This is a genomic window from Amycolatopsis sp. cg13, from assembly GCF_041346965.1.
Lineage (GTDB): Bacteria > Actinomycetota > Actinomycetes > Mycobacteriales > Pseudonocardiaceae > Amycolatopsis.
Genome location: NZ_CP166848.1, coordinates 1,549,112 through 1,573,001, shown reverse-complemented (window position 1 = coordinate 1,573,001; position 23,890 = coordinate 1,549,112). Strand labels below are relative to the sequence as shown.

At 70.6% G+C, this 23,890-nt stretch carries 22 protein-coding genes; 8 read left to right on the top strand and 14 right to left on the bottom strand.

Annotated elements, in window-relative coordinates:
* Nucleotides 1-10: 10 nt before the first annotated feature.
* The 11 genes from AB5I40_RS06995 to AB5I40_RS06945 form a co-directional block, all read right to left on the bottom strand.
* Nucleotides 11-3,145, bottom strand: coding sequence for a TIM-barrel domain-containing protein (locus AB5I40_RS06995; RefSeq protein WP_370937597.1), 3,135 nt, complete (start codon nt 3,143-3,145; stop codon nt 11-13).
* A 284-nt stretch (nt 3,146-3,429) separates the two neighbouring features.
* Nucleotides 3,430-4,251, bottom strand: a complete 822-nt coding sequence (locus AB5I40_RS06990; protein ID WP_370937596.1) for an ROK family protein — start codon at nt 4,249-4,251, stop codon at nt 3,430-3,432.
* The gene (locus AB5I40_RS06985) at nt 4,251-5,084 is read right to left on the bottom strand and encodes an SIS domain-containing protein (protein ID WP_370940470.1); all 834 of its coding nucleotides are present in this window, start codon (nt 5,082-5,084) and stop codon (nt 4,251-4,253) included. Before AB5I40_RS06985 ends, AB5I40_RS06990 begins: the two co-directional genes overlap by 1 nt.
* A gap of 322 nt (nt 5,085-5,406) precedes the next feature.
* Nucleotides 5,407-5,844, bottom strand: a complete 438-nt coding sequence (locus AB5I40_RS06980; protein WP_370937595.1) for an acyl-CoA thioesterase — start codon at nt 5,842-5,844, stop codon at nt 5,407-5,409.
* A 479-nt stretch (nt 5,845-6,323) separates the two neighbouring features.
* The gene (locus AB5I40_RS06975) at nt 6,324-6,683 is read right to left on the bottom strand and encodes a hypothetical protein (protein WP_370937594.1); all 360 of its coding nucleotides are present in this window, start codon (nt 6,681-6,683) and stop codon (nt 6,324-6,326) included.
* Between the two features lie 20 nt (nt 6,684-6,703).
* Complete coding sequence (locus AB5I40_RS06970) at nt 6,704-7,060, bottom strand: hypothetical protein (protein ID WP_370937593.1); 357 nt, start codon at nt 7,058-7,060, stop codon at nt 6,704-6,706.
* A 190-nt stretch (nt 7,061-7,250) separates the two neighbouring features.
* Nucleotides 7,251-7,832 carry a hypothetical protein gene (locus AB5I40_RS06965; RefSeq protein WP_370937592.1) on the bottom strand — a complete coding sequence of 194 codons (582 nt, stop codon included), beginning with the start codon at nt 7,830-7,832 and terminating at the stop codon, nt 7,251-7,253.
* Nucleotides 7,833-7,942: 110 nt separating this feature from the next.
* Entirely contained in the window at nt 7,943-9,070 is a 1,128-nt protein-coding gene (locus AB5I40_RS06960; protein WP_370937591.1) for a hypothetical protein, read from the bottom strand.
* Nucleotides 9,070-9,399, bottom strand: a complete 330-nt coding sequence (locus AB5I40_RS06955; RefSeq protein ID WP_370937590.1) for a hypothetical protein — start codon at nt 9,397-9,399, stop codon at nt 9,070-9,072. Before AB5I40_RS06955 ends, AB5I40_RS06960 begins: the two co-directional genes overlap by 1 nt.
* A gap of 20 nt (nt 9,400-9,419) precedes the next feature.
* The gene (locus tag AB5I40_RS06950; RefSeq protein WP_370937589.1) at nt 9,420-9,917 is read right to left on the bottom strand and encodes a YbaB/EbfC family nucleoid-associated protein; all 498 of its coding nucleotides are present in this window, start codon (nt 9,915-9,917) and stop codon (nt 9,420-9,422) included.
* Nucleotides 9,918-10,218: 301 nt separating this feature from the next.
* A complete protein-coding gene (locus AB5I40_RS06945; protein WP_370937588.1) occupies nt 10,219-12,381 on the bottom strand; it encodes a trehalase family glycosidase in 2,163 nt (720 codons plus the stop codon).
* A gap of 333 nt (nt 12,382-12,714) precedes the next feature.
* Between AB5I40_RS06945 and AB5I40_RS06940 the strand changes: the two genes are divergently transcribed.
* Complete coding sequence (locus AB5I40_RS06940) at nt 12,715-15,831, top strand: amidohydrolase family protein (RefSeq protein WP_370937587.1); 3,117 nt, start codon at nt 12,715-12,717, stop codon at nt 15,829-15,831.
* A gap of 60 nt (nt 15,832-15,891) precedes the next feature.
* Here AB5I40_RS06940 and AB5I40_RS06935 read toward each other — a convergent pair whose 3' ends face one another.
* A complete protein-coding gene (locus AB5I40_RS06935) occupies nt 15,892-17,013 on the bottom strand; it encodes an FAD-dependent oxidoreductase (protein ID WP_370937586.1) in 1,122 nt (373 codons plus the stop codon).
* A 447-nt stretch (nt 17,014-17,460) separates the two neighbouring features.
* Here AB5I40_RS06935 and AB5I40_RS06930 point away from each other — a divergent pair, with 447 nt between their 5' ends.
* Nucleotides 17,461-18,708 (top strand): hypothetical protein, encoded by a 1,248-nt coding sequence (locus AB5I40_RS06930; protein WP_370937585.1) that lies wholly within the window; start codon nt 17,461-17,463, stop codon nt 18,706-18,708.
* Nucleotides 18,709-18,781: 73 nt separating this feature from the next.
* On the opposite strand, the gene AB5I40_RS06925 is transcribed toward AB5I40_RS06930, so the two are convergent.
* Complete coding sequence (locus AB5I40_RS06925) at nt 18,782-19,891, bottom strand: vanadium-dependent haloperoxidase (protein WP_370937584.1); 1,110 nt, start codon at nt 19,889-19,891, stop codon at nt 18,782-18,784.
* Here AB5I40_RS06925 and AB5I40_RS06920 point away from each other — a divergent pair.
* From AB5I40_RS06920 to AB5I40_RS06895, 6 genes are all read left to right on the top strand, one after another.
* Nucleotides 19,884-20,036 (top strand): hypothetical protein, encoded by a 153-nt coding sequence (locus AB5I40_RS06920; RefSeq protein ID WP_370937583.1) that lies wholly within the window; start codon nt 19,884-19,886, stop codon nt 20,034-20,036. The two genes, AB5I40_RS06925 and AB5I40_RS06920, sit on opposite strands and share 8 nt — an antisense overlap.
* A gap of 129 nt (nt 20,037-20,165) precedes the next feature.
* On the top strand, nt 20,166-20,747 hold the full coding sequence (locus AB5I40_RS06915) for an RNA polymerase sigma factor (RefSeq protein ID WP_370937582.1): 582 nt from the start codon (nt 20,166-20,168) through the stop codon (nt 20,745-20,747).
* Complete coding sequence (locus AB5I40_RS06910; protein WP_370937581.1) at nt 20,744-21,424, top strand: ubiquinol-cytochrome c reductase iron-sulfur subunit; 681 nt, start codon at nt 20,744-20,746, stop codon at nt 21,422-21,424. The genes AB5I40_RS06915 and AB5I40_RS06910 overlap by 4 nt, the downstream gene beginning before the upstream one ends.
* 38 nt (nt 21,425-21,462) lie before the next feature.
* Nucleotides 21,463-21,870, top strand: coding sequence for a cupredoxin domain-containing protein (locus tag AB5I40_RS06905; RefSeq protein ID WP_370937580.1), 408 nt, complete (start codon nt 21,463-21,465; stop codon nt 21,868-21,870).
* The gene (locus AB5I40_RS06900; RefSeq protein ID WP_370937579.1) at nt 21,867-22,805 is read left to right on the top strand and encodes a metallophosphoesterase; all 939 of its coding nucleotides are present in this window, start codon (nt 21,867-21,869) and stop codon (nt 22,803-22,805) included. The genes AB5I40_RS06905 and AB5I40_RS06900 overlap by 4 nt, the downstream gene beginning before the upstream one ends.
* Nucleotides 22,802-23,176 (top strand): hypothetical protein, encoded by a 375-nt coding sequence (locus AB5I40_RS06895; protein ID WP_370937578.1) that lies wholly within the window; start codon nt 22,802-22,804, stop codon nt 23,174-23,176. The genes AB5I40_RS06900 and AB5I40_RS06895 overlap by 4 nt, the downstream gene beginning before the upstream one ends.
* Before the next feature lie 75 nt (nt 23,177-23,251).
* On the opposite strand, the gene AB5I40_RS06890 is transcribed toward AB5I40_RS06895, so the two are convergent.
* On the bottom strand, nt 23,252-23,887 hold the full coding sequence (locus AB5I40_RS06890) for a TetR/AcrR family transcriptional regulator (protein WP_370937577.1): 636 nt from the start codon (nt 23,885-23,887) through the stop codon (nt 23,252-23,254).
* Nucleotides 23,888-23,890: the final 3 nt, after the last annotated feature.

The following is a 23,890-nucleotide window of genomic DNA, read 5'->3' as shown; positions in this document are numbered from 1 at the left end:
CGCCGATGGTTCAGGCGATCGCGGCGGTGAACACGTGCAGTGCCGAGTTCGACGGCAGCGTGAGCGCGACGACTCGCTTTCCCGGCGTCAGCGGGACGGAGTTCGCGAACACCCGGTACGCCACCGTCGGATAAGCCGGCCCGGCCTTCGTGTTCTTCCCGGCCACCGAGGCGACCGTAGTCGCGCCGTACTTCGCCGGATCGGAGCAGCACCAGTTCGGGAGGCCCAGGTCGGCTTGGCTCGTGCTGCCGTCGGCGTACCGGACGACCACCGTGCCGTGCGCGGCGGTCCCGGTCCCGGTGCCGGTCAGAACCAGCTTCGAACCGCTGCCCTGCACAGCGACAGTCTGGCCGCCCGCCACGACATTGTCTGGCGTCCCGGTACCAGCCTGAGGCCACGTCGACTGGGCGCCGTCAGCGGTGAACAACGCACCCGGTTTCAGGCCCGCTTCGGCCAGGCCCTCCGCACGGAAGCTGCTGCCGCCGCCGTCGAGGTCGCCGTTCGCGACGTGTGCCGCATCAGTGACGCCGACATTTCCGTACGCCGCGGCCATAGTCGCGTACGGCACCGTGACCATCGCCGACCCCGCCGCTTCGTGCGTGCCCAGCCTGGCCTGGTATTTCGCGGTAGCGGTCAGCTCGTAGTCCGCCGGGTGCAGCCCCGCGTCCGGCGTGAGCCGCGTCGGGACCTGCACCGTCTGGCCCGGCCACACGAGCGCCGGTGCCTGCGAAACGTCCGCATGGAAACTGTTGCCCTGCACCGACAATGCGACATCACGCACGGGCAGCGGAGTGCTGTTGGTGAAGCTGACGGTGCCCGACACGGCTTGGCCGGGAGCGGCTGTCGCGGGGGCGGAAAGCCGCACCGAGGCGTTGTCGTCGGCAGGGAAGAATCCGCCGACCGCGCTCGCCCCGAGCAGCCGGATGTCCTGGGCGGCGCCGGAATCGAGCGAGCCGGTCTTCACCCGCACGACGCCTCGCGCGGCAGGGTCGTACCACCAGCCGGACGGGGCCTTGTCCAGGTCCGCCTTGCTGGCGTACTGCCGCAGGATGCTGTGGCCGCCCAGGACCGCCGCCGGTTTCGTTCCCGTGTGGACGGACAGCTGGTAGTTCCGCGCCGCCGGTTTCCCGGGGTAGGACCCGGTGCTCGCGCCGATCCCGACGGTCACCGTGCCCGGCCCGGACTGCGGCGCGTCCACCGTGAACGTCTGCCGCGCCTGCTCGCCGCGCTGATAGCCGCGCGTGACGCCGTCGTCCTCGGCGAGGGTGAAGCTGCCCTTGCCCTGCGGATACACGTCGACGGCGAGTTGGCCCTTGTCGCGGGTCTGCCAGGACGTCGTGCCCTCCGCCCACATCGGCACCACGGCGCCGCCGCGGACGAATAGCGGCAGCTTGTCCAGCGGCGCGTCGTAACCGTCCACTGTGGTCGGACCGGTGTAGGTTTTGCCGCTCCAGTAGTCCACCCAGGTTCCCTTGGGCAGGTAGATGCCGTTGCGCACGGAGGAGCTGTCGTAGACCGGGGCGACCAGGAAGTCGGTGCCGGACAGGAATTCGTACTTGGCTTTGTCGGTCCACGCGTTCGGGTCGCCGGGGTACTCCAGCGCCAGCGGCCTGACCTGGCCGACGCCGGTCTGGTGCGCCTGGACCGAGTAGCTGTAGGTGTAGGGCAGCAGCCGTTCCTTGAGCAGCAGGTACTTGCGGTTGATCGAGGTGTAGGGCTCGCCTTGGCGCCAGGGCTGCTTGTCCGAGGAGGCCCAGCCGTCCATGGTCATCGCGACCGGCAGGAAGGACTTCCACTGCAGGTCGCGGACGTAGGTCTGCGGGGAGCCGCCGAAAATGCCGTCGATGTCGCCGGTGTTGTAGGCGATGCCGGACAGCGTCGAGCCCGCGTAGGTCGGGATCTGCCATTTGATGTAGTCGTAGGAGCCGGATTGGTCGCCGCTCCACAGCACGCCGCACCGCTGCGCGCCGGCCCAGCTCACCGGCTGCCATACGAAGCCGCGGGCGTCGCTGTTGTCCTCGATGCCCTTGTGCGCGGTGTCGCAGGCGTCGAGCGCGAACTGGTAGCCGGGGCCGACCCAGGCGACGTCCAGTTTGCGCACGCGGACGCCCGCCTTGACCTCCTCGGCCTGGTTGGGCACGCCGTTCTCGGTCCACAGGCCGAGCTGCATTTTGTTGTCCCGCAAGCCTTCGCCGGTTTGCTGCAGGTTTTCGTAGCCGCAGCCGTAGCCGTCGTTGACCAGCATCCAGCCGTTGGGCATGCCGTGCTCGGGATAGCCTTCGGCGACCTTCACCGCGTCGAGGGTGTGCCGTTCGCCGCGGTTGGCGTTGTGCAGGTAGCAGTCGGAATCGCCGGTCTCCAGGCCGTAAATGGGCGGGAGGAAGGGTTTGCCGACCAGGTCGGTGTAACCGGAGATGACGTCCTTGAGCCCGTCGCCGACGACGTAGGTGGCGTCGAAACGGCGTTCGTCGTGCGTCGTGCGGACTGGATCGGCGAACGAATAGCTGCCGGGCGCGAAGGTGTTGCGCAGCACGCCGTACCCGGCCGTCGAGGCGTAGAACGGCTGGGAGTTGGGCGCGCCGCCGTCGTTCCAGTTGTCGTCGGCGAAAATCTTGATGGTCTGGTCGCGGTGGCTGAAGCGGCCGTTCTGCTCCCCGCCGCCGACGTACTGTTCGGCGGCGCCGCGAGCGAGCGTCTGCGTGGTGGTGTCCCCGGTCCAGGACAGCGGGGCGGATTCGGCCCAGAGCTGCTTGCGGTCCGCGCCGTCGTAGAGGGCGAACTTCAACGGGTGCTTGTAGGCGCGGAGCGTGGCCTTTCCGGTGCTGAGAGCCCAGTAGGAGCCTCGGTCTGTCCGCGTCGGCACCACCGGGGCTTTTCCGTTCGGCAACACGATCTTGCTGCCCGCTGGATCGGTGAAGACCCCGTCCGGAGCGAGCCAGACCCGGACCGCGCCCTCGGCCGGGAAGCTGACCCGGACGGCCGCGGTGCCCGCGGTCAAGGTGGTCACCGGTCCGTCGGCGGAGAGGCCGGTCAGGTCGCCGAGCTGCCCGGCCGGGGCGGCGGCTTGGGCGGTGGCGGGGGTCGCGACGGCCAGCAGGACCAGCACTGCGGCCAGGGATCGGAGCGGATGCGTAAATCTGCTCATTGCATACCTTTCTTGCGCATTAACATGCACAGGGCGCTTCTGTATAGCGCACTCGGGCAGCGAAGTCACCGGCTGAACCGGTGGAGCAGACTTCCGTCGGTATCCGGATTCCGGAGCTCGCGCCGTCTCCGTTGCCACCGCGGGACGGCCGAGCCAGCGGCCCACGTCACTGCAGAGCGGCGGCACGGCGCGCACCGGAATGCCCGGCGTGGCAAGGACATGCGCGACGTTCACGCCCTTGCCGCTGGGTCACCGCTGTATGTCCAGCACCCGGGCGAGGGCGATCACCGCAGCGCGAGCAGCGTCGCCCCCACGACGGCGGCCCGATCTCCGTGGTGCGCCTGGACGATCGCAGGTGCCCGCAACGCCCCGAGCCGGTGCGCTACCTCGCGGGCGAGCGGCTCGAGCAGCAGGTCTCCCGCCTCGGCGAGACCGCCGCCGACGACCACAGTGGAACACCCGGCCACAGCGCTGGCCCACGCGATCGGCTCCGCGAGCGCACGGACGCACTCGTCCCACGCCTCGACCGCCGCGGGATCTCCGTCGCGAACCCGCGCGGCGACGGTGGCCGCGTCCGGGGCCCCGGCGCGGCGCGCGAGCCCGGACGCCGACGCGACCTCTTCGACGCGGCGGCCGTCGGGCAGCCGGAGCTGGCCGACCTCGCCCGCCCAGGGGTCCGCGTCGAGCACCTCGGCGCGCACCACGAGTGCGGTCGCGAACCCGGTCCCGACCGGCGCGAACAGCACCGGCCCCGGTGCTCCGGCCGCCGCGCCGGTGCGGGCCTCGGCGAGCGCGCCGGCGCGGACGTCCTGCCCGAAAGCGAGCGGGACGTCGAGCCGGGCGGCGACGAGGTCGCGGACGGGCACGTCTTCCCAGCCGAGGTTGACCGCCTGGACGCACCGCCCGGCGCGCTCGTCGACGATCCCCGGGACGACCAGCCCCGCCCCGTCGACCGGATAGCGCGCGACGGCACGGGCCACCAGATCGGCGAGCGCCGCGGGATCGCCGAACGGAGTCGGTTCGCGCCATTCGGCGAGCACGGAACGGCCGTCGGTCACGCGCATCTTGACGGTCGTGCCGCCGACGTCGACGCCGAGGACGGCCATCACGCGAGGATGACCGAACGGGACAGGGACCGGGGGCGATCGGGATCGAGCCCGCGCCGCCGCGCGAGCGCGACCGCGAATCGCTGCGCCACGACCAGTCCGGCGAGCGGGTCGAGGTCGTGGTGCACGAACCGGGCCCCGGTGCGGGCGATCTCGCTCGCCAGTCCCTCCGGGGTCTCGCCGAACGACCACACGAGCCGGCCGGGCTGCGCGATCGCGATCGGGCCGTGCCGGTAGTCCATCGCGGGGTAGGCCTCGGCCCAGAACTGCGCCGCCTCCCGGGTTTTCAGCGCGGCCTCGCAACTGATGCCGACCGCGGCCCCGCGCCCGACGAAGGTGACCTGCTCGGCGTCGAGCAGGTCGTCGACCGGTTCCAGCAGCGCGCGCCCGGCTTGGCGCGCCAACTCGCTGACGTCGTCGCCGAGGCTGGCGCGCAGCAGCGCGAGCGTGCTCGTGGCGAACCGGGTCTGCACCACCGAGCGCTCGTCGGCGAACGGCAGCGCGACCACCTTGACCGCGGCCGAAGCCGCAGGTCCGTCGCCCACCGCGGTGATCAGCGTGGTGGGCCGCCCGGCAAGCGCAGACAGCAGCTCGATGATTTCAGTAGTGGTGCCGGACCGGGAAATCGCGACGACGCGGTCGTACTCGCGACCGGCCGGGTACTCGGACGCGGCGAACGCGTCGGTGACTCCGAGCCCCCGCTGCTCCCGCGCGGCGGCGTAACTCATCGCGACGAACCAGCTGGTGCCGCACCCGACCACAGCGACCCGCTCGCCCGGCTGCGGCAACGCTCCGGCCGCCGACGCGGCAACGTCCGCCGCGGCGAGCCACATCTGCGGCTGGGAAGCCAGCTCGGCGGATACGAAGGACCCGGACCCCGGCGCGGCGGCCGCACTGGTCGCGGAGGACTCAGGGGAGGACGGCTCTGTCATAAAGGCCCTTCGGTCCGTGAGCGGGGGCCTCAGTGTAGACGATCGTTTGTGAGTGAAGTAGACGATTTACGTCATCTTCGAGCATCTGGTCAGCGGTGGTGCGTACGTCCAGGTGCTCTTCGGCCTGGAGCACCGTGGTCGACGTGGAGTGCCACCGACGCGGCACGTGCCCGGCGATGACCCGTCGACGGCGCGGATCAGAAAAGTCCATTGTGGACTGAACTCAGGAAGCGGCGAGGGTTTCGTAGATGTCCCGAGTTTCCTGCGCCCACGGCACGGGCCGAAATGTCTTCGGGTCCAAGCGAATGTGGACCCGGCGGCCTTCCGCGTGGGCGGCACCCGTCTCGGAAAGCACCTTGAACGCATACCCGACACTGGTCTCGCCGACGCGATCGACGACGAGGTGCACATAAACCGGCCCAGTACCGAAAATCGGGGCCTTGTAAGTGATCGCGAACTCGGCGACCCCGACCGACGCGTCGGGATGGCCGAGCTCGCCGTTGCGGTAGCTGTATCCCTTGGCGTCCCAAAACATCGTGAGCGCGCGCTCGACCACCAGCCCGTAGCGAGTGTTGTGCACCATGCCCATAGAGTCGAGATCGTCGAAATGCACGAAGACCGGCTGCAAGTGCCCGCGGTCCACGGTCGGTCCTTGGTTCACGTCGGTTCCCTTCCCCAGTGCGCCGTCGCATCACCAGCATAGTCACGCCTGGGGGCACCATCCCGTCATCCTCGGCAGGGGAGTCCGGCCGGTCAAGTCGATGACCGGCCGGACGCCAATCGGCGCGCGCGGCTATACGTACCACTGCACGTAGCCGCGTTTGAGCGACGAATGAACACTGGTGCAGTACGCGTAGCTCCAGTTTCCGCTCTCTCCGCCTTCGTAGGGACCTCCGACAGCCTTCCCGTTCTTGCACACGGCCACGGCTTGATAGGCGGCCCTGCCGCCGCCCGTGCAAGAGGCGCCGAAGGTGTTGCTGTCATGCCAAGTCCGGCAGTGTCCGATGGCTGGCGCCGCGTCAGCCAGCTCCGGCACTCCCGCCAAGCCGAGGACTCCGGTGCCCAGCACGGACAGCATTGCCGCACCGGCGGCGGCCGACCTCCGCCGGAGTCCTCGATCGCGGCCTTGCCGGAGCACGGCTACCACCACCCGCCGCAGCCGCCGAAGCTGCTGCACGCTCGCAGATAGAAGTGCTTGACATGCGAGTAGCTGCCACGCGACCCGCTCGCGTTGCTGACACTGCCGTCTTTGTACAACTGCACATAGGTGTAGGACGTGGTGACGCCGATCGACCAGGTTCCCTTGTAGTAGCCGCCGCCGGTCGCATTCCAGGTCTTGCAAACGTGCGAATTGCCGCTGTGCCCGTCGTATAGCGTGGTGCACCCGCTCGCTGCCTCCGCCGGCGCCGTGCCCAGCGTGAAAGCCGTCGCCGCGGCGACGGCCGCCAACGCGCCGCCGAGCACACGCTGTGTCTTTCTTCGGTGAAGGGCTGTCGTCATGGTGGATCCCCTTTCCTCGGTCAGCAGTTGTTCCGGAGGAACCGCACGGCATGCCAGTCGGCGTGCGGGTCGGCGGAGTAGGCGGGCGGCGTGGTGTACAAGAGTTTTCCGCCGTTGCCATAGAACGAGGTCGTGCGGTGGTCCGCCTGGTTGTTGACCCAGGACCCGTTCCGGGTGAAGCCATTCGGGAGCTCGTGGAAGTCGCAGCCCGAGAAGGACAGCTCCCGGCCGGGGTAGCCGCTGTCGTCCCGGATGCAGAACGATCCATACGGGCAGAATGCGGAAGCTGCGCGAGCGCCGGTCGCCTCCGCCGTTGTCGCGGTGACAGCGAGCGAAACCGCAATCCCTGCCAGCAGCACACTGGCTTTTCCTCGCATTGAAACCCCCTTCTCCGAGCCCCTGTCGGGAAGTCAATGCTCGCGCACGGAGAAAGCGGGCCGCGATGGTTTAAGCCAGAACTCAATCCATGGGGGAGCGGAATCCGCCGTGTCCCGGTTTCCCGCAGGCGCACCGGCAGCCGGGGGACGTGCCTGGCCAGCGAAACCGGTCAGGCCGTCGCTGCTTCGCTCACCCCTGGTTCCGGCCGTCCAGGGATTCGCAGTACTGCCGCAGGTGCTGCGCCTCGGTTCGGCTGTACAGCGGGAACGTGAAGCGCGAGCCGTCCGGCCAGGTCAGGGTGTGCGCGCGGAACTTGATCTCCGGCGTCTGCGGCGCGCGTGCCTGCCAGACGATCCGCGGCGGGGGCGCGCCGGCGGGGTCGGCGATCGTCGATCCGGTGTCCACCACGGCGACGCACGACGGCGAGAACACCAGCCACGGACCGCCCAGTTTGCGCAGGCGGTCGACCAGGTCGAGCGCCATCGCGTTCGCGGGGCCTTGCACGTCGGCCGCCCGCTTGCCCTTGGCTCCGCCGCCGCTGCCGTCGCTGTTCATCAGGGCGAACACCAGAAAGGCCGCCCGGCCGGCGCCGCGCAGAATGTTCCAGAAAAACCGCCGGACGACTCCCTGCCCCTCGACGGTGCCGTCGCGGCGTCTGCCTGGCACGTCGAAGCGCAGCTTGTCGTCGCTCAGCCGCAGCGCGACGACCGGCTCGCGCCACTGGCCCCGCATCATCTCCTCGACCCGCTCCCGGAACCCGGGACGGACCATGATTTGCTCGGTTGTGCGGTCGAGACCCTGTTGATGCTCGAGAATCTTCCGCGCCGCCTGCCGTCTGCCCGCGGTGGGCGCCGACTGGGCGATCTCCTCCGGCGGGCCGGCTAGATGTCGAGGTTCCCGCGGGTCTCCTCCGGGCTCTTGTCCCCGCCGATTTTGCTCTTGTCGAACCACGGTTCGTCTCCTTCGGGGGTGACGGCGTCCTTGCCTTCGGCGTACCCGGACTTCCCGACCGCGATCCCGGCCTTGACGCCCGCTCCGGCGACGAACGGCTTGACGCCGACCGAAGTGCCGAACGCCGTGGTGAGCACCCGGTTGCTCGGCTGGAAGCCCTGCGCGGCCGCGCCGATCCCGAACTTGGTCTCGCCCGGCATGACCCCGACGCGCAGTTTCCGGGTGAAGACCTCGATCTTGCCCGAGAACTTGACCAGGAACTGCATGAACGTCTCGAGCAGCTTGCCGAACTTGCCGAGGTAGCGGGTGACTTTCGCCAGCACGCTGGCGGCCTTCGCGATGGAGGCGGTCATCGCGGCGGCGACCGAGCCGCCGAAGCTGATCACCGAGGCGGCGAGCGCGGGCAGCCAGAGGGTGATCAGCCAGGAGACCAGCTCGGTGATGATCGCCTTGATCACCTCTTCGATGACCACCATGACCATCGACCACATCTGCAGGACCTCGGCGACCGAACCGGCGGCCGAGCCGACCCCGCGGATGCCCGAGGAGAAGTCGCCGAGCGCTTCCTTCGCGGCGTTGCCGGCGTCGTCCACCCACTCGGCCAGCGCCGTGTCGCCGGTCCGCTCGAAATCGTCGGCGAGCGCGACGAAGCCCTGCGCGATCGCGGAGAAGTTCTCCGACGCGTGCCCGATCGCCGGGCCGTCGCCGGTGACCTGGTGCAACGCGTCCTGGAGCGGCTGGACCAGTTCGAGCAGCATGTTCAGCCCGTGGCCGACCAGCCAGCCGATCGGGTCCATCGCGAAGGTGACCATGTCGCCGGCGGCTGCGCCGACGAACTTCGCCCCGTCGCCGACCAGCGCGGCGCCCGCCGAAGCCAGCTCGCCGGGGTTGTCCGCCTGGACCGCCTGCTGGGCGTGCCCGGCGATCGACTTGCCCGCCTTGTAGACCGTCCCGGCGACCGGCACGTACCCCGCCGCGCGATCGAGGTTCGCGCCCGTGCTCTCGTCGTACGGCTGGACGTTCAGCGTGTCCGCGATGCTCTTCTTCTCCTCCGCCATCAGGCCTGCTTCCCCCCGTCGATTTCGGCCTCGTACTTGCCGAACGTGACCTTCCCGGCGTCCTCGGCTCCGCGGTACATCTCGGCGGCCTTGTTCAGCTTCGTGATGAAACCGTCCACGCCGTCCTGCATCTCGCCCAGCAGCGAGCGCAGTTCGTGCAGGCGGTCGGTGTAGCCCTGCTTGGCGAAGGCGCCGACGACGCCCCACGCCTGGTCGGACACGTCGGCGGCGTCGATCTTGCCGCCGAACTTGGCTCCCTCTTGCTCGTAGTAGGGGAGCTGCCGGACGTACCCGGCGATCGCGTCGACGTTCGTCTGGATGTTTCCCATCGAGAAGCCCCTCAGTCGGCTCAGTCGCGGCGGAGAATGGAGTTGTCGTCGAAATAGTCGTCGTCGTCCCGCGGCCCGGGGCGGCGCCGGGGCGCCGCTTGCTGCGGAGTCTGCTGCTCCGACGCGGGTTCCGCCGCCTCGGTTCCCCAAGCTTCCGCCTGCGCCTGCCGGACCTGTTCGGAGGTGTTGACGCCGAACGCGTCGCCGAAGGCGTCGTCCACGATCCCGGCCTGCTGCTGGACGGCTCCGGCGACCGCCTGGCGCAGGGTGCTCATGATCAGCGCGGACAACTGCGCGGGGTCGATGCGCGCGGCGCCGGCGGCGAGCCGGATGTCGGTCACTGTCCCGCCGGCGCCCGCGACCACCGTGACTGCTCCGTCCGGCGAGGTCACGGCGTTCTCGACCTGCGCGATCCGCTCCTGCATGTCGCCGACCCCGGCGAAATTCGCCTCGGCCTGCCGCACCTTGGCTTGGAAATTCTCGAACTGGGCGATCAGCTCGTCGATGTGGGCGGACATCCCATCTCCCTTGTGCGGTGCGTCGGCGTTCGCCCGAATTGTGCCAGATGCGTGGGTGAGCCGAGCGGGCATCGAGAAGATCGCGCAGCATCACCGGGCGGTTTCCGTGCGTGCACGACGCCGCTCTCGGCCCGTTGTGCCGCACGATGCGCGCTGGGCACGGGGTACGGGATGGTGATGCGGATCCGCTGCTCGCCTGGCTGCTGTCGCGGTGGCTGGGCCGGTGAACGGTCGGGCAGCGCGGACCTGCCGGGTTTTCCCGTTGCTCAGCTATGAAAGCTCGTCGACCGGGGCGGACATCTCAGGCTGGCTGCGGGTGGTCGAGCGCCAGCAGCATCGCCGCGGACCAGCTGAAGCCGCGTGAGTTCATCGGTGCGCCGTCGGCGGGGTTGTAGTTCTCCATCAGCGGACCGTTGCCCAGCATGCCGCCCGCGTTCGAGCGCAGCTGGCCGGCCAGTGCCGCTGAGTCGGCGCCGTATCCGTAGCGCTGCAGGCCCGCCAGCGCGAAGTACGCGTGGTCCAGCCACACCGCGCCGCGCCAGTAGCCGGTCGGCTGGTAGTACGGCGAGCTCGCCGAGGTGGTCGGGAACGGCATGCGGGTGTCGAATTCGCTGGGGGACAGGAGGTTCTTCCGCGCGGCTGCCGCCTGGCCGGGGGTGGCGACGCCGGCCCACAGCGGGATGACGCCTTCGATTCCCTTGCCGCGTGCGGTCAGCCGTCGGCCGGTGCCCAGTTCCGTGTCGTAGAACCAGCCGGTGGCCGGGTCGAACATGGTGCGCTGGACGGCGGCCGCGACATCGGCCGCCGAGGCGCGGTAGGAGCGGGCGGCCTGGTGGTCGCCGAGCCGGTCGGCGATCAGCGCCAGGGTTTTCTTGTCCAGCACCAGGTAGGAGTTGAGATCCACGGATTCCTGGGCGAGTGACGAACCGACGACCTGTCCGGACAGCGAGGTGTTGTCCACGACGGTGGCGCCGAGCTTCGCGTCGAAGCGGGGCGCGTTGTCCATTCCGCTTTCCCACGCCGCCGCCAGGCGTTTGTCCTCCGCGGTCGCGTTGGCCGGATCGACGGTGGCGCCGTACTCGGCGAGGCCGTTGTGGTCGTGGTCGCGGTTGCGGTACCACCAGGCGTGGTAGGCGGCCAGCTTCGGGTACATCTCGCGCAGGAACCCGAGATCGCCGTTGCGCTGGTAGACCGACCAGACCGCCCAGGAGGCCAGGGGCGGTTTGGAGTTGCGCTCGTTCCAGTTGCCGCCGCCGCGGGCGGGGTCGTTGTAGAAGACGGCGTCCGGGATCATCCCGGCGTCCTGCGGCCGGGCCGTCGCCGCCGCGGTCGCCTGGTAGTCGAACATGGACCGGATCTGGGATTCGGCCAGCGCCGGATCGAACACGGCGGTGCCGACCGCCTGCTTCCAGGTGTCCCACGCCCACAGGCCGTTGAACCACTTGTTGGAGATCGCGGGCGTGATGCCGTCGTGCTTCAACGCGCCCGCCGGACTGCGCCAGTTGGTGACCAGCGTTTCGACCGACTTCACCGCCAGCCGCCGCCGGTCCGGCGGAACGCCGCGCGTGGCCGCCGCGACGTAGCCGTGCCAGCGGGCGTCGTCCTCGGCGACGGTGCGCCACGGCTGAGCCAGCGCGCGCCTCGCCGTCGGCGCGTCGGCGGCGGCTTCGGCGGGGGTGAAGGTGTAGGACTCGGTCCAGGTCAGCGTTCGCCGACTGTGCGGGCCGAGCATCAGGGGCGCGTCGCTCGTGGTGGTGTACGTGCCGCCGGTGACCGTGGTGGTCACCGGATCGGCGTGGGCGACCTGGAACCGTTCGGTGCCGTCGGTCAGGTAGTCGTTCGTCTCGCGCACCTTGGCGAAGCCGACCGCGACGCCGTCCTTGGTCGCGGAGAGCCGGGGAGCGTCGTGCTGGGGTCCGGCGTCCGGCCGCAGCAGCGTGCCGCTCCAGCCTGTTCGGACCGACCGCGGCCGGTGTTCGGTGTTCTCCACGGTGGCCTGGACCAGTGCGGTGCGGTTGCTGGCATAGCGCAGTTCCATGACGACGCGCAGACCGTCGATCTCGAAGCTCTGCCGCAGCGTGCCGGGCAGCGAGCTGAATGCCGGGTTGCGAGCGTCGGCGAGGTTGATCGGGCGCCCGGCTTCGCTCAGGGTGAGCCGGCTGAAACCGGCGCTCAGCCACCACGGGTATTCCTGCGCGAGGTACAGCGGTCCGGTGAACGCACCGTAGGAAGCGGTGTCCCCGGCTTTGGGCAGCGCGTAGGCGTGCCATGCGCCGCGATCGGCGAACACGTTGATATCGCTGACATCGCCGCCGGCCGAGCCGGGCAGCGCCGAAGCGGGTACGCCCTGCAAGTCGAGCACGTCCGCGTAGGACGCGGCGGGCTCGGACGCGACCGCGGGCGGCGGGAGAAGGAGCGTGGCGCCGACGGTGATCACCGCGAGAGCTGTGCGCAATCGGAACATGAACACCTTCCTGAGCAAGGGAATCGACCCTCCGGAAGCGCCGCGGCACCCCCGGCCCCGCCAGCAGCCGCGACGGCGCCGGACGCGGCTTCTCCGCATCGACGGGGAACGATATCGCCTGGCCGACGACACGCCCGGACCGGACGCGATCTTGGTCCGGCCGAACAGTTCCGCGTCTCGGCCCGGGTGCGCAGGGCGCGACCCGCCGCCGAGACGATGTCCGTTGCTGTGCGGCAGCTGGGCGTACCGCCGAAAGGATGATCACGGCTGGAACGCGAGCAAGCGCCGTTAGGGTGTGCCAGATCATCGAATTGCGGTGCACTGGGGGTGCAGATGACGGTGAACAGGCGTGGTTTCCTGGCCGGAGTAGCGGGAACGGCCGGCTCGGTGGGGCTCGGCGCGACCGGACTGGCATCCGGCGCGCGGGCGGAATCCCCTGCCAGTCAGGCTCTTTCGGTCCGGCAGGGCACGAACGTGGCGGCCCAGCTGTCGCCGGACGGCCGGACCGTCGCGATCGACCTGCTCGGCGTGCTGTGGCTGCTGCCGGCGCGGGGCGGAACGGCGAAACGGCTCACCGAGGACCTTTTCGACATCGGATTGCCGTCCTGGTCCCCGGACGGCACGACGCTGGTGTTCCAGTCCTATCGCGAAGGTGCCTTCGACCTGTGGACGATCCGGGCCGACGGCAGCGGCCTGCGGCGGCTGACGGGCGGGCCGTTCGATCACCGCGAACCGGTCTTTTCCCCGGACGGCCGCTCGATCGCCTACTCCTCCGACGAAGGCGGCAGTTACGGCATCCGGGTGCTGGACGTCGCCTCCGGGGCCAGCCGGGTGATCGCCGACAGCCCGGCGGAGGAGTACGAACCGGCCTGGTCGCCGGACGGGTCGAGACTCGCGTTCGTCGCGGGCGGGAAACGCGTCGACGTCGTCTCCGTCGCCGACGGCGCCCGTTCCACGCTGGTCAGCGAACCCGGCGCGGTGCTGCACAGTCCGATGTGGACTCCGGACGGAAAGGACGTCGTCTACACCCGGGTCGCCGGCGGCCCGGTGCCGCTGCCGCCCGCTGCGGTGGAGCTGGCGCGCGCCGGGAAACCGTTGTTCACCGGAGAGGACGTGTTCCCGTTCCGGGTTTCCTGGTTCAGCGCCGACGAATACCTCTACACCGCCGACGGTGCGCTGCGGCGGCGGAAACTCGGCGGCGGCGCGGCGACGGACGTCCCGTTCCGCGCTCCGGTCGCCGTCGCCGAGGGGCCGCTGCACGCGCGTCCGCGGGATTTCTCTTCCACCACCCCGAAACCCGTGGCCGGGATCGGCAGCCCGGTGCTGTCGCCGGACGGCGGCCGGGTCGTGTTCCGCGCGCTGAACGACCTTTACCTGATGGAGCTGGGCCGGCTGCCGCGCCCGCTGACCCGCGACGCGTGGTGGAAATGCGACCCGGCTTTCTCGCCCGACGGGGGCAGGCTGGTCTACTCCACCGATCGCGGCGGCACGCTCGACCTGTGGATCCGCGATCTGAAGACCGGGCAGGACCGGCAGCTGACGAACCTGCCCGAGCTGGCCACGACGTCGAGCGCCTGGTCCCCGGACGGCGCCCGGATCGCGTTCCTCGACCAGACCGGCGCGCTGCACACCGTCGAGGTCGCGACCGGCGCCGTGCGGCAGGTGTTCACCGCGGTCTTCGAGCCGGGCCGCCCGTCCTGGTCGCGCGACGGCAAGGTCATCGCACTCGCCGCGGTGAAGCCGTACTCGACGCGGTTCCGCGAGGGCCTGAACAAGATCCTGCTGGTGGACACCGAAACCGGTGCTGGCCGTTACGTGGACCCGATGCCGGAGCGGTCCATCCAGACCCGCGGCGACGACGGCCCGGTGTGGTCGCCGGACGGGAGGCAGATGGCGTTCGCGGCGGCCAGCGTGCTGTGGGTGGTCGACGTGCACCCGGACGGCACCCTCGCCGGCCCGCCGCGGCAAATCACCGACGAGGTCACCGACGCGCCGAGCTGGAGCGGCGACTCGAAAACCCTGCTGTACCTGAACAACGGCCGGTTGCGGCTGATCGCGGCGGCCGGCGGCGCGCCGCGCACCGTGCCGACGCGCCTGACCTGGACCAACGCCCGCAACCGCGGCCGGGTGATCGTGCGCGCCGGGCGGATGTGGGACGGCACTTCGCGTGCTTCGCGCACAAACGTGGACATTGTGGTGGACGGCGGCCGGATCGCCGCGGTGGAGCCGTCGGGCAGCGGGCTGGACGGCGAGATCGTCGACGCGCGGGACGGCGTGGTGATCCCCGGGCTCGTCGACATGCACAACCACCGCCAGATGCAGGGCTACGGCTACGGCGACCGGCAGGGCAGGCTGTGGCTGTCGCTCGGGTTCACCACGACCCGATCGCCGGGCAGCCCGGCGTATCACATGGTGGAGGAGCGGGAGTCGATCCAGTCCGGCACCCGGCTCGGGCCCCGGTTCTTCGCCACCGGCGAAGCCATCGACGGCTCGCGCGTCTTCTACAACTTCATGCGGCCCACCTTCGACGAGCGGCAGCTGGAACTCGAGCTGGAACGGGCCGGGAAACTGGATTACGACCTGCTCAAGGCCTACGTGCGGCTCAGCCCGGACATGCAGCGCCGGGTGATCGAATGGGGGCACCAGCGGCGGCTGCCGGCGACCTCGCACTACCACTACCCGGCGCTCGCGTTCGGCGGCGACGGCATGGAGCACATGGGCGCCACCAGCCGGTTCGGCTACTCCCGCACGTACTCCCTGCTCGGTGCCGGATACGACGACGTAGTGGCCCTGTTCCTGCGTCGCGGCGCCGCGCGCACGCCCACGCTGTTCGCCGCCGCGGCGCTGTTCCGCGACGACGAAAGCCTGGTCGCCGACCGGCGGGTGCGGACGCTGTATCCGGCGTGGGAGTACAAGTCGCTGCAGAAGACCGCCGAGGCCGCGAAGACCGCCGACCAGACCGCTGCGCTGAACAGCCTGGCGCGCCAAGTGAAAGAGGCGGCGGCGATCCTGCGCGGCGGCGGCCGGATCGTCACCGGCACCGACTCGCCGATCGACCACACCGCGGTCAGCACGCACATGAACCTGCGCGCGATGGTCGCCTACGGCTTCACCCCGTACGAAGCGCTGATCACCGCGACGAGCATCCCGGGCGACGTCCTGGGCGAGCCGCTGGGCCGCGTCGCCCCGGGTTGTCACGCCGACCTGGCGGTGCTCGGCAGCGACCCGCTCGCCGACATCAAGGCCGCCGCCGACGTCCGCCAGGTCCTCGCGAGCGGGCGCGTGCACACAGTGGACGAACTGCTCGCCCCGTTCGCGTCGGCCAACCCGGCCGCCCCGGCCAGCGCGCGGCTGACGCCGGTTCCGGATCATCCGGACAACGCGGCGTTCTGGTGGCACGACCCGCACTACGTGGAGAGCGCCCGCACGTCCTGCTGCACCGGCGATTAGCGGGTTCTCGGCTTGGCCTCGGCGTTTCGCGGCGCCGAGGCCAAGCCGCTGCCCGGCTCGCTAGGAGCGATCGAAGAGGGCGACCACGCTGTGCGGCGCCTCCCTGCCGAAGAAGTTCTCCAGGTTCTGTGCCGAGACGCCGGCGACCTTGCCGCTGCGCGGAAACAGCCGATCCTCGTAGGCGGCGAGCGCGTCCTCGACGTCGGGTTGCCCGGCCAGTTCGCCCGCCAGGTCGGCACCGTCGTACATGGCGAGGTTCGCGCCCTCGCCGGCAAAGGGGGACATCAGATGCGCGGCGTCGCCGACGAGCGTCACGCCGGGCACCCGGTCCCACTCGATGCCGACGGGAAGGGCGTAAATGGGCCGGAGCCGCGGCTCCACGTCGCTTTCGGTGACGAACGCGGTGAGCAGCGGCGACCAGCCGGCGAACTCGGCCGCGACTTGACGCAGGCCCTCGGACGGGTCGCCGAAGTCGATCGACTTCGTCCACTCCTCGGGCTTGTTCAGCGCCGCGTAGCCGGATACGCGCCCGTCGGCGTAACGATGGGCGATGATGCCTTTGCCCGGCTCGACCGCCATCAGCGTGCCGCTGCCGATCGCCTCCGCACTCGCCCGGTGGTCCGGTGCGCCCGAGGCGAAGCCGATCTCGATGAAGGAGGTTCCGCTGTAGAGCGGCTCTGCGGGGGTGAGCAGCGGGCGCACCTTCGACCAGGCCCCGTCCGCGCCGACGACCAGTTCGGCGTGCGCGGCCGCCTCGTTTGCGAAGACGAGATCGAAGCCGCTCTCGGGACGGCGCCGAATCGAGTCGAGTTTGTGCCCCCACTTGACGGTGCCGGGCGCGAGCGACTCGACGAGCAAGTCCCGGAGCTCGCCGCGATCGACCTCCGGGCGCGCCGATCCGGGATCCCCGGGCAGGTCGAACAGGACCGTGCCGGCGCGGTCGGCTACGCGTTTGGCGTCCTCGCCCGGGCGGACCAGGCCGAGGAACTCGTCGTACAGACCGGCCGCGCGGAGAGCCGCTTGCCCGGTCTCTTCGTGAATGTCGAGCAAGCCGCCCTGCGTGCGGGCGGTCGCCGACGCCTCGGCCTCGTAGATCGTCGCGGCGACGCCGTTGACCTGAAGCACCCGGGCGAGCGTCAGGCCGCCCAGCCCCGCTCCGATGATGGCGACGGACTTCTGCATGGTGCGCTCCTCTGTCGAGCCAGCCTGCGCTGGCAAGGGTGATCTCCGGGAAGGGGCGGGAAGACCCGATCCCGGCAAGGAGCCGCTGACCGAGCAGAAACGTCTGCGTCGATGTGTGCGCGATGTTCGGCGGGCTGAACCCCGGAGCATCGTTTTTCGCGACACTGCCACCATAGCTCAGCATCCGGTGACCGGGCGGTTCGGGTCCAGCCCCGCTCAGCCTCCCGGACAACCTCGGCTGATGTTCGTCCGGCCGGTCGCCGCGGCGCCCGGGAAGCCCGGAGCCCGCCGCCGGATCCGGGCCGGCTCCGCCGAGATCGGCGAGACGCGGTTCCGTGCCCGCGCCGCCCGTTGTGCCGCTGAGGTGCGGCCAGGCCCGTGATCGGGCGATGCGATTGGTACGGTCCGGAACTGCGGGTCGGCGAGGATTCGGGACTGGGTGGGTCGATGAGGGCGAAGACAGCGGTCGCGGGATTGGGGATTTTGGCGCTGGCACTGGTGTTTGTGCCAGGGGTGCGGCGGCTGTGGGAACCGGACCCGTCTGCTTCGGTCGAGGAATCCTTGTCGGCGAGCCCGGTTCCGGCGGGGCGGGCATCGGTCCCGGCCGAGTTCGACGGCAGCGCGGGGTGGGCCCTTCAGGACTCGTCCGGTCGTGCGGGGGTCATGGGTTCGGTGGCGGCTCCGCGTGCGGGCGTGGTGGTGTTCCACGCTCTCGCTCTCCAAGGTTCCCAGTCGTATCTCGTCGCGCGGGACGAGAAGACCGGCGCGGTCCGCTGGAAAACCGCTCCGATTCCTTATCCCTCGGGCGCGTTCACTCAGCGGTCGGCCTTGTTCACCGAAAAGGACGGCAAGGAGTACGCCGGCCTGAGCATCGCGGACCCGAAGACCGCTCGGACCCGGCTGTACGTGTACGACGCCGCGAGCCGGGGCGACCGGGTGGCGCCCGCTCGGGAGATAGCCGTCTCCGGAGCGCAGCGGGTTTCCTCCGGGCACGGCGACGGCCTGGTTGTCGGAAGACAGGACGCGGCCACCACGGTGGTGGACGTGACTACCGGGCAGAGCACGACATATCCCGACCAGAGTGCGGGCTTGCGGCCGCCCCGGCCGTGCGGCGAGTGCGCGGACCACGCCCGGGCAATCGGCATGACGGCGAGCGGTCCGCTGGTCAAAGGCACCGGCGCGTTCTGGGTTCCGTCAGTCTGGTTCGCCGCCGCGGATGCGGATCTCTCCGTGACCAGCCTGCCGACCGGCCAAGTGCTCGCCGCGTCGTCGGCACCCGGTTCCGCTGGCGCACAATGGAAGCTTCTCGACGCGCGCACCGGTCAGGTCCAGGCAAGCGCGACTTGCCGGCCACCGAAAACCGACGGCGGCGGCACGCTCGACTACTCGGCTTCCTCGGACAACAGGTACGTGGTCTCCGCGGGAGCGGGTTTCGATGTGGTGGCTCACCGCGGTTTCTGCTTTGCGGAGCCCGCTTTGCCTGGCGACGCCGACCTTGCCGCCGTTGACACCTCCGGGACCGCCTACGGCACAGTCCGGGGAAAGCATGCCAGCGTGTCGCTGAACACCGGGCAGGTAACCCCTTCGCCCGATGTTCAGCTGCCGGACTACGTCGGCGGAAACGTGGCCGTCCTTGGCGTGACCACCAACTCCGGCGGTCGAATACAGGTGTACCAACGCCGGGCGGGAGGCTGAGCGTCGTCTGTCGAGTTCAACCGCGAGGCGAGTCGGGCGAAGCTCGGACGGCACTGTCCTCGACCGCGAAAGGTCAGGAGCACAGAACGAACTCCGCGACATCGAGGCCAAGCTGGCGACCGGCGTCGTGGTCCAGCCGACTGTGCACCCCGGCGACGATGCGGCTCAACCCCGCTTCGTCGGCCGCGTCCTGGAACGTGCCGAACCGCCGGACCACGCCCGGCAGCGCCTCGGACTTGACCTCCAGCGCCCATCGCGGCCCGTACTCCTCGCGCAGGACCTGCGCGCCCGCCTGCGAGATCACGCTGTGCGCGCCGGGATACGCGGGATCCGCCGGGGTGGTGGCGAGGCTCGACCAGTCCGGGATCCCGTCCGTCGCCGGGTTTCCGTCGTCGGCGGCGAGGCGGACCGCGGTGATCGGCCGCCAGATCCGGTAGTGGTACTTCGCTTCGTAGAACGCGATCACGGCGTCGGCGAAGGTCAGGTTCAGCTGAGCGAACACCCGGGCCGCGTCGAGCAGGCTGCCGCGCGAACCGCCGACGACCGACTGCGCGATCTCGTTCCAGTAGTTCCAGATCGGCGCCGCCCAGAACCGCGCCTGCACGGTCTGGTCCGCGGTGCGGGTGGTGCTCGTGTCCCGGCCCGCCGCGGCGACCCCGTTCAGCGCTCTCGCGTACCGGGCGCTGTCCAGCGCGGGGTAGGGACGGGGCCGGAACTGCCCGGCCCGGTCGAGCACGAACGGCGTCACGGCGGGCCAGTGGGTGAATACCGCGGGCGTGAACGCGGGCGGCGTCGGCCGGTACTGCCCGGGGGCCGTGCCCGGCGTCAGCACCGGCGGGACCGCCGTGGAGCCGTCATCCGCGCGCAGGGCGAGCAGCAACCGGGCCACCAACCGTCCGGCTCGCACGCCGCGGTCGCGCTCGGCCGGCGGGATGCCGCTCAACTGCCCGGCCAGCAGGCTCGCGAATTCCGCGGACCGGGTGGGGTAGAGCGCGGCCAAGACGTCGTGCGCGGCCTGCGCGGCCGCCGCTTCCGGTGCCGCGTGGCCCCGGACCTCGAGCGTGAACAGGTACGGATGCCCGCTGCCGGCCGTTGCGACGACGGCGTCGTGCATCGCCGCGTGCAGCAGCGCGAAGCTGCGCGTCGGGTGCACGGTCGCGGGCTGGAGGCCGGGCGTGCGCACGATCGCCAGCAGCTCGCGGTTCCAGGCGAGGACGACGTCCGCGCCGCCCGGCCGGATCGGCGCCGCGCGCGGCGGGCCGTGGCAAGGCGGTGGTGGCGAGTACGGCGGCGGCCGCCCCGCCGGTGACGAGCAGGTGCCGGCGTGACATCGATGCGGTCATTTCGCTCCTCGGGTCGTCGGGAACTCCGCTCACAGATACGGTCTTCGGTTACGGCGTAACCCCGGTTCGTATCCCTCTGGTGGCGGGAAGAAACCGGTGGGGAGAAGGCGGGCGGTGCCGGTGGCACAGCGGTTCCGGCGCAGACGCGCCGAACAGGACGAAGCGGGCGCGGCGCCCCGCGCGCGGCTGCACGCGGTCGGCGCGGACGTCTACCCGGACTGGGAGGCGGTCTATCGCGACAACGTCGACCGCGTGTTCCGGCTGATGTTCTCGAAGGTCGGCAACCGGCCCGACGCGGAGGACCTCACCACGGAGGTCTTCCTGACCGCGTTGCGGCCGCTGCGGGTCTCGGCGAGCGTCGGCGAGGTCCGGGCGTACCTGCTGGCCACCGCGCGGACGGTGCTGGCCGGGCATTGGCGGCGCACCCTCGGCCGGGAGATCACCGCGCTGGACGAGGAGCGCGACGTCGCCGCGTTCGAAGCGGACACCGTGGACCCGGGCGTGCTCGCCCGCGCCGAGGCGATCCTCGCGCAGCTGCCCGAGCACTACGGCCGGATCCTGCGCCTGCGGTTCCTGCAGGCGTGTTCGTTGAAGGAGGCGGCGGCCGAGCTGGGCACCACCGTCGGCAATGCGAAAGTGCTGCAGCACCGCGCGTTGCGCCAAGCGGCCCAGCTGGCGGAAGGGATGGAGACGTGAGCACTCGAGGCGTCCGCCGGTTCGTCAAGGACCTCCTGCGCCGGCGTCGGCCGCGCCCGTTCGAGGCCGGCCCCGGCGACGAGGCCGAGCTGCGCACCGCGGTGCTGCTGCGCGCCGCCCGGCCCGGCGGTGCGGCGGCGAGCGAGGAGTTCGTCGCCGCGCTGCACCGCCGGCTCGCCCAGGAGCTGCGCGAACCCGAGCCCGTGCGGGGCGGCAACCGGCGCCGGTTCATCCAGGTGTCGTCGGCCGCCGCGGTGGCGGCCGCGGCGGGCGCGGGCGTCGAGTACCTGGTGACGTCCGGGGCCGAACCGGCCGCCGCGCCCCCGGAAGAGAAGATTCTGCGACCCGAGAACGGCCAGTGGCGAGCTGTTGTCGCGGCTCAAGACCTGCCCGAAGGCGGCGTGCTGCCGTTCGATTTCGGGGCTGTCGCCGGGTTCCTGCAGCGCTCCGGCGGACAGGTGCGCGCGGTTTCGGCGACGTGCACGCACCTCGGCTGCCGGCTGAACCTGGACGCGCCGGCCCGGCGGCTGAACTGCCCGTGCCACCGGACGTCGTTCGCCGTCGACGGCGCGGTCCTCACGCATCAGCTGCCGGTGACCCCGCCGCCGCTGCCGCACCTGGTGGTGCGCGAGGCCGGCGGGGTCGTCGAGGTCCTGGTGCCGGGGGAGGGAGCGTAACCCCCGCGCGTATTCCTGGTATGAGGAAATCCGTTGGGGTGAAACACTTCCTGCTCATCACCGCGGCCGCGCTGGCGTTGACGGCCTGCGCCGCGTCGCCTCCCGCCGCGCCGCCTCCGGCCGCTACGCCGATGGCGTCGATGCCCGGGATGACGCCGCCGCCGTCGCCGCCAGCAGCCGCGAACTCGACGGCGAATGCCGTGGCCATCAAGGACTTCGCGTTCGCGCCCGCCGCGACGACGGTGAAGAAGGGCACCACCGTCACCTGGACCAACCAGGACCAGGACGCGCATACGGTCACCAGCCAGGGATCCGGTGGCCCGCTGCGTTCGCCGACCCTCCAAACTGGACAGTCCTATCAGTACACATTCAGCACGGCGGGCACGTTCGAGTACCTGTGCACCATCCACCCGTTCATGACGGCGACCGTGACGGTGACCCCGTGACGGAAGACGATCACAGCCCGGAAGGGATGACTCGGCGCCAGCTCCTGCGCCACACGGCGTGGTTCGGCGCGGCCGTGGTCCTGACGGTGACTGGCGGCGAGGTCATCAGCCGGATCGCCGCGCCGGGCGACGCCGCCGCGCTCGACGACCCGAACGCGTTGCGGTTCGTCCAGGTCAGCGACAGCCACCTCGGCTTCACCGGGCCTGCCAACATGGCCGTCGAGTCGTCGTTTTCCGAGGCCATCACGCAGATCAACGCGCTCGGGTACCGCCCGGACTTCGTCATGCACACCGGCGACCTGACGCACCTTTCGACGGCTGCTCAGTTCGACCAGGTCAAGCAGATGATGAGCACTCTCGACACCGGGCACGTGTCGACGGTGCCCGGCGAGCACGACTCGATCGACGACGCCGGCCAGAAGTACCGCAAGGCCTTCGGCGCGGGCACGGCGGGCGACGGCTGGTACAGCTTCGACGTCAAGGGCGTCCACTTCATCGCACTGGTGAACACGCTGAGCCTGGAAAAGCTCGGCCATCTGGGGCCGGATCAGCTGGAGTTCGTGCGCAAGGACGTCGCGAAGCTCGGTTCGGACACGCCGATCGTGGTGTTCAGCCACATCCCGCTGTTCGCGATGTACCCGACGTGGGGCTGGGGGACCGACGACGCGACCCAGGCGCTCTCGTACCTGCGGCGGTTTTCGTCGGTGACCTGCCTCAACGGGCACGTGCACCAGCTGTTCACGAAAACCGAAGGCAACATCACCTTCCACAGCGCGACGACTACCGCGTATCCGTTGCCCCAGCCGGGAACGCGGCCGGCGCCGACTCCGGTGACACTGCCGGCGGGCAAGCTCAAGGACGCGCTCGGCATCCGCGAGGTGTCCTACCGCCCGGGCGGGCCGGGCCTGGCGGTGAAGGACGTGAAGCTGGCATGAACGTCGTCCTCCGCCTCGCGACGGCGGTGTGCCTCGCGGTGAGCGGCTATCTCCACGCGCAGCTGTACATCGGCGGCTATCGCGTGATCCCGGTGATCGGGCCGTCTTTCCTCGTTCAGGCTTCCGCGGCGTTCGCAGTGGCCGTACTGGTGGCTGTGGGCGGTCCCTTCCTGCTGCGCCTGGCGGCGGCCGCGCTGGCGGCGGGCGCCTTGGGAGGCTTCGTGCTTTCGCGGACGACCGGGTTGTTCGGCTTCTCCGAACGGGGTTTCCAGCCCGCGCCGGAGGCTTTGCTGAGCGTTCTGGCGGAAGCCGCGGTGCTCGTCCTGGTGGCGGTCACGCTGTACCGGATGCGCCGGACGGCCCGCGCCTGAACTCCGGCGGCGCACCGCGAGCGGCAGGCCCGCGGTGCGTTTCGGGGTTCACGGCCTCGCGGAGCGGCGTTCGGGCTACCGCGTTTTCTTGGTCGTTCTGCGGAGTTTGCCGCGCAGCGCGCGCAGTGCGACCGGTCCGAGGTCGTCGACCACTTCGATGAGCACGGCCAGCCGGTCGAGCGCGTCCAGGGCGGCCTGGGCCCCGTCCGGGTCGACGCCTTCGTAGAGCTCCAGTCCGACGAACCCGGCGCTCACCGCGCGGGCGAGGCCGGGCGTGTCGATCACCTCGGATACCGGGGAGCCGGCCAGCAACCTGGTCAGGGCATCCTCGATCGGGGCGATCCACAGCTGCAGCGCCGTCGCGGTCGCTTCGGCGAGCTTGGGGTCGGCCTGCGCGCCGGCGAGCATCTGAGCGAGCACCGTGACGTTGCCGTGGGCGCGTTCGTCGGCATGCAGGGCGCGGCCGAGCGCGAGAAGCTGCCGCAGGTCGGTGACCTGGCCGAGGCGTTCGGCGAACGGCGCGACCCTGGCCTGCGTCGCGGCGAGGCACGCGGCCTGCAGCAGGTCGTGGACGGTGCCGAAGTGGTAGAAGACCAGCGCCTGGTTGACCCCGGCGGCGGCCGCGATGCTCCGCGCCGTGGTTCCGGTGAGTCCGTGCGTGCGGATCGTCTCGATCGTGCCGTCGATCAGGCGTTGTCGGGTGTCGGCCACGGC

What these genes read in the sequence shown, in the direction of transcription:
- AB5I40_RS06990 (WP_370937596.1), bottom strand. Translation starts at nt 4,251, where the DNA reads ATGGCCGTCCTCGGCGTCGACGTCGGCGGCACGACCGTCAAGATGCGC.
- AB5I40_RS06930 (WP_370937585.1), top strand. Translation starts at nt 17,461, where the DNA reads ATGAGGGCGAAGACAGCGGTCGCGGGATTGGGGATTTTGGCGCTGGCA.
- AB5I40_RS06895 (WP_370937578.1), top strand. Translation starts at nt 22,802, where the DNA reads ATGAACGTCGTCCTCCGCCTCGCGACGGCGGTGTGCCTCGCGGTGAGC.
- AB5I40_RS06955 (WP_370937590.1), bottom strand. Translation starts at nt 9,399, where the DNA reads ATGGGAAACATCCAGACGAACGTCGACGCGATCGCCGGGTACGTCCGG.
- AB5I40_RS06965 (WP_370937592.1), bottom strand. Translation starts at nt 7,832, where the DNA reads ATGGTCCGTCCCGGGTTCCGGGAGCGGGTCGAGGAGATGATGCGGGGC.
- AB5I40_RS06995 (WP_370937597.1), bottom strand. Translation starts at nt 3,145, where the DNA reads ATGAGCAGATTTACGCATCCGCTCCGATCCCTGGCCGCAGTGCTGGTC.
- AB5I40_RS06940 (WP_370937587.1), top strand. Translation starts at nt 12,715, where the DNA reads ATGACGGTGAACAGGCGTGGTTTCCTGGCCGGAGTAGCGGGAACGGCC.
- AB5I40_RS06945 (WP_370937588.1), bottom strand. Translation starts at nt 12,381, where the DNA reads ATGTTCCGATTGCGCACAGCTCTCGCGGTGATCACCGTCGGCGCCACG.
- AB5I40_RS06935 (WP_370937586.1), bottom strand. Translation starts at nt 17,013, where the DNA reads ATGCAGAAGTCCGTCGCCATCATCGGAGCGGGGCTGGGCGGCCTGACG.
- AB5I40_RS06960 (WP_370937591.1), bottom strand. Translation starts at nt 9,070, where the DNA reads ATGGCGGAGGAGAAGAAGAGCATCGCGGACACGCTGAACGTCCAGCCG.
- AB5I40_RS06950 (WP_370937589.1), bottom strand. Translation starts at nt 9,917, where the DNA reads ATGTCCGCCCACATCGACGAGCTGATCGCCCAGTTCGAGAATTTCCAA.
- AB5I40_RS06985 (WP_370940470.1), bottom strand. Translation starts at nt 5,084, where the DNA reads ATGTGGCTCGCCGCGGCGGACGTTGCCGCGTCGGCGGCCGGAGCGTTG.
- AB5I40_RS06970 (WP_370937593.1), bottom strand. Translation starts at nt 7,060, where the DNA reads ATGCGAGGAAAAGCCAGTGTGCTGCTGGCAGGGATTGCGGTTTCGCTC.
- AB5I40_RS06975 (WP_370937594.1), bottom strand. Translation starts at nt 6,683, where the DNA reads ATGACGACAGCCCTTCACCGAAGAAAGACACAGCGTGTGCTCGGCGGC.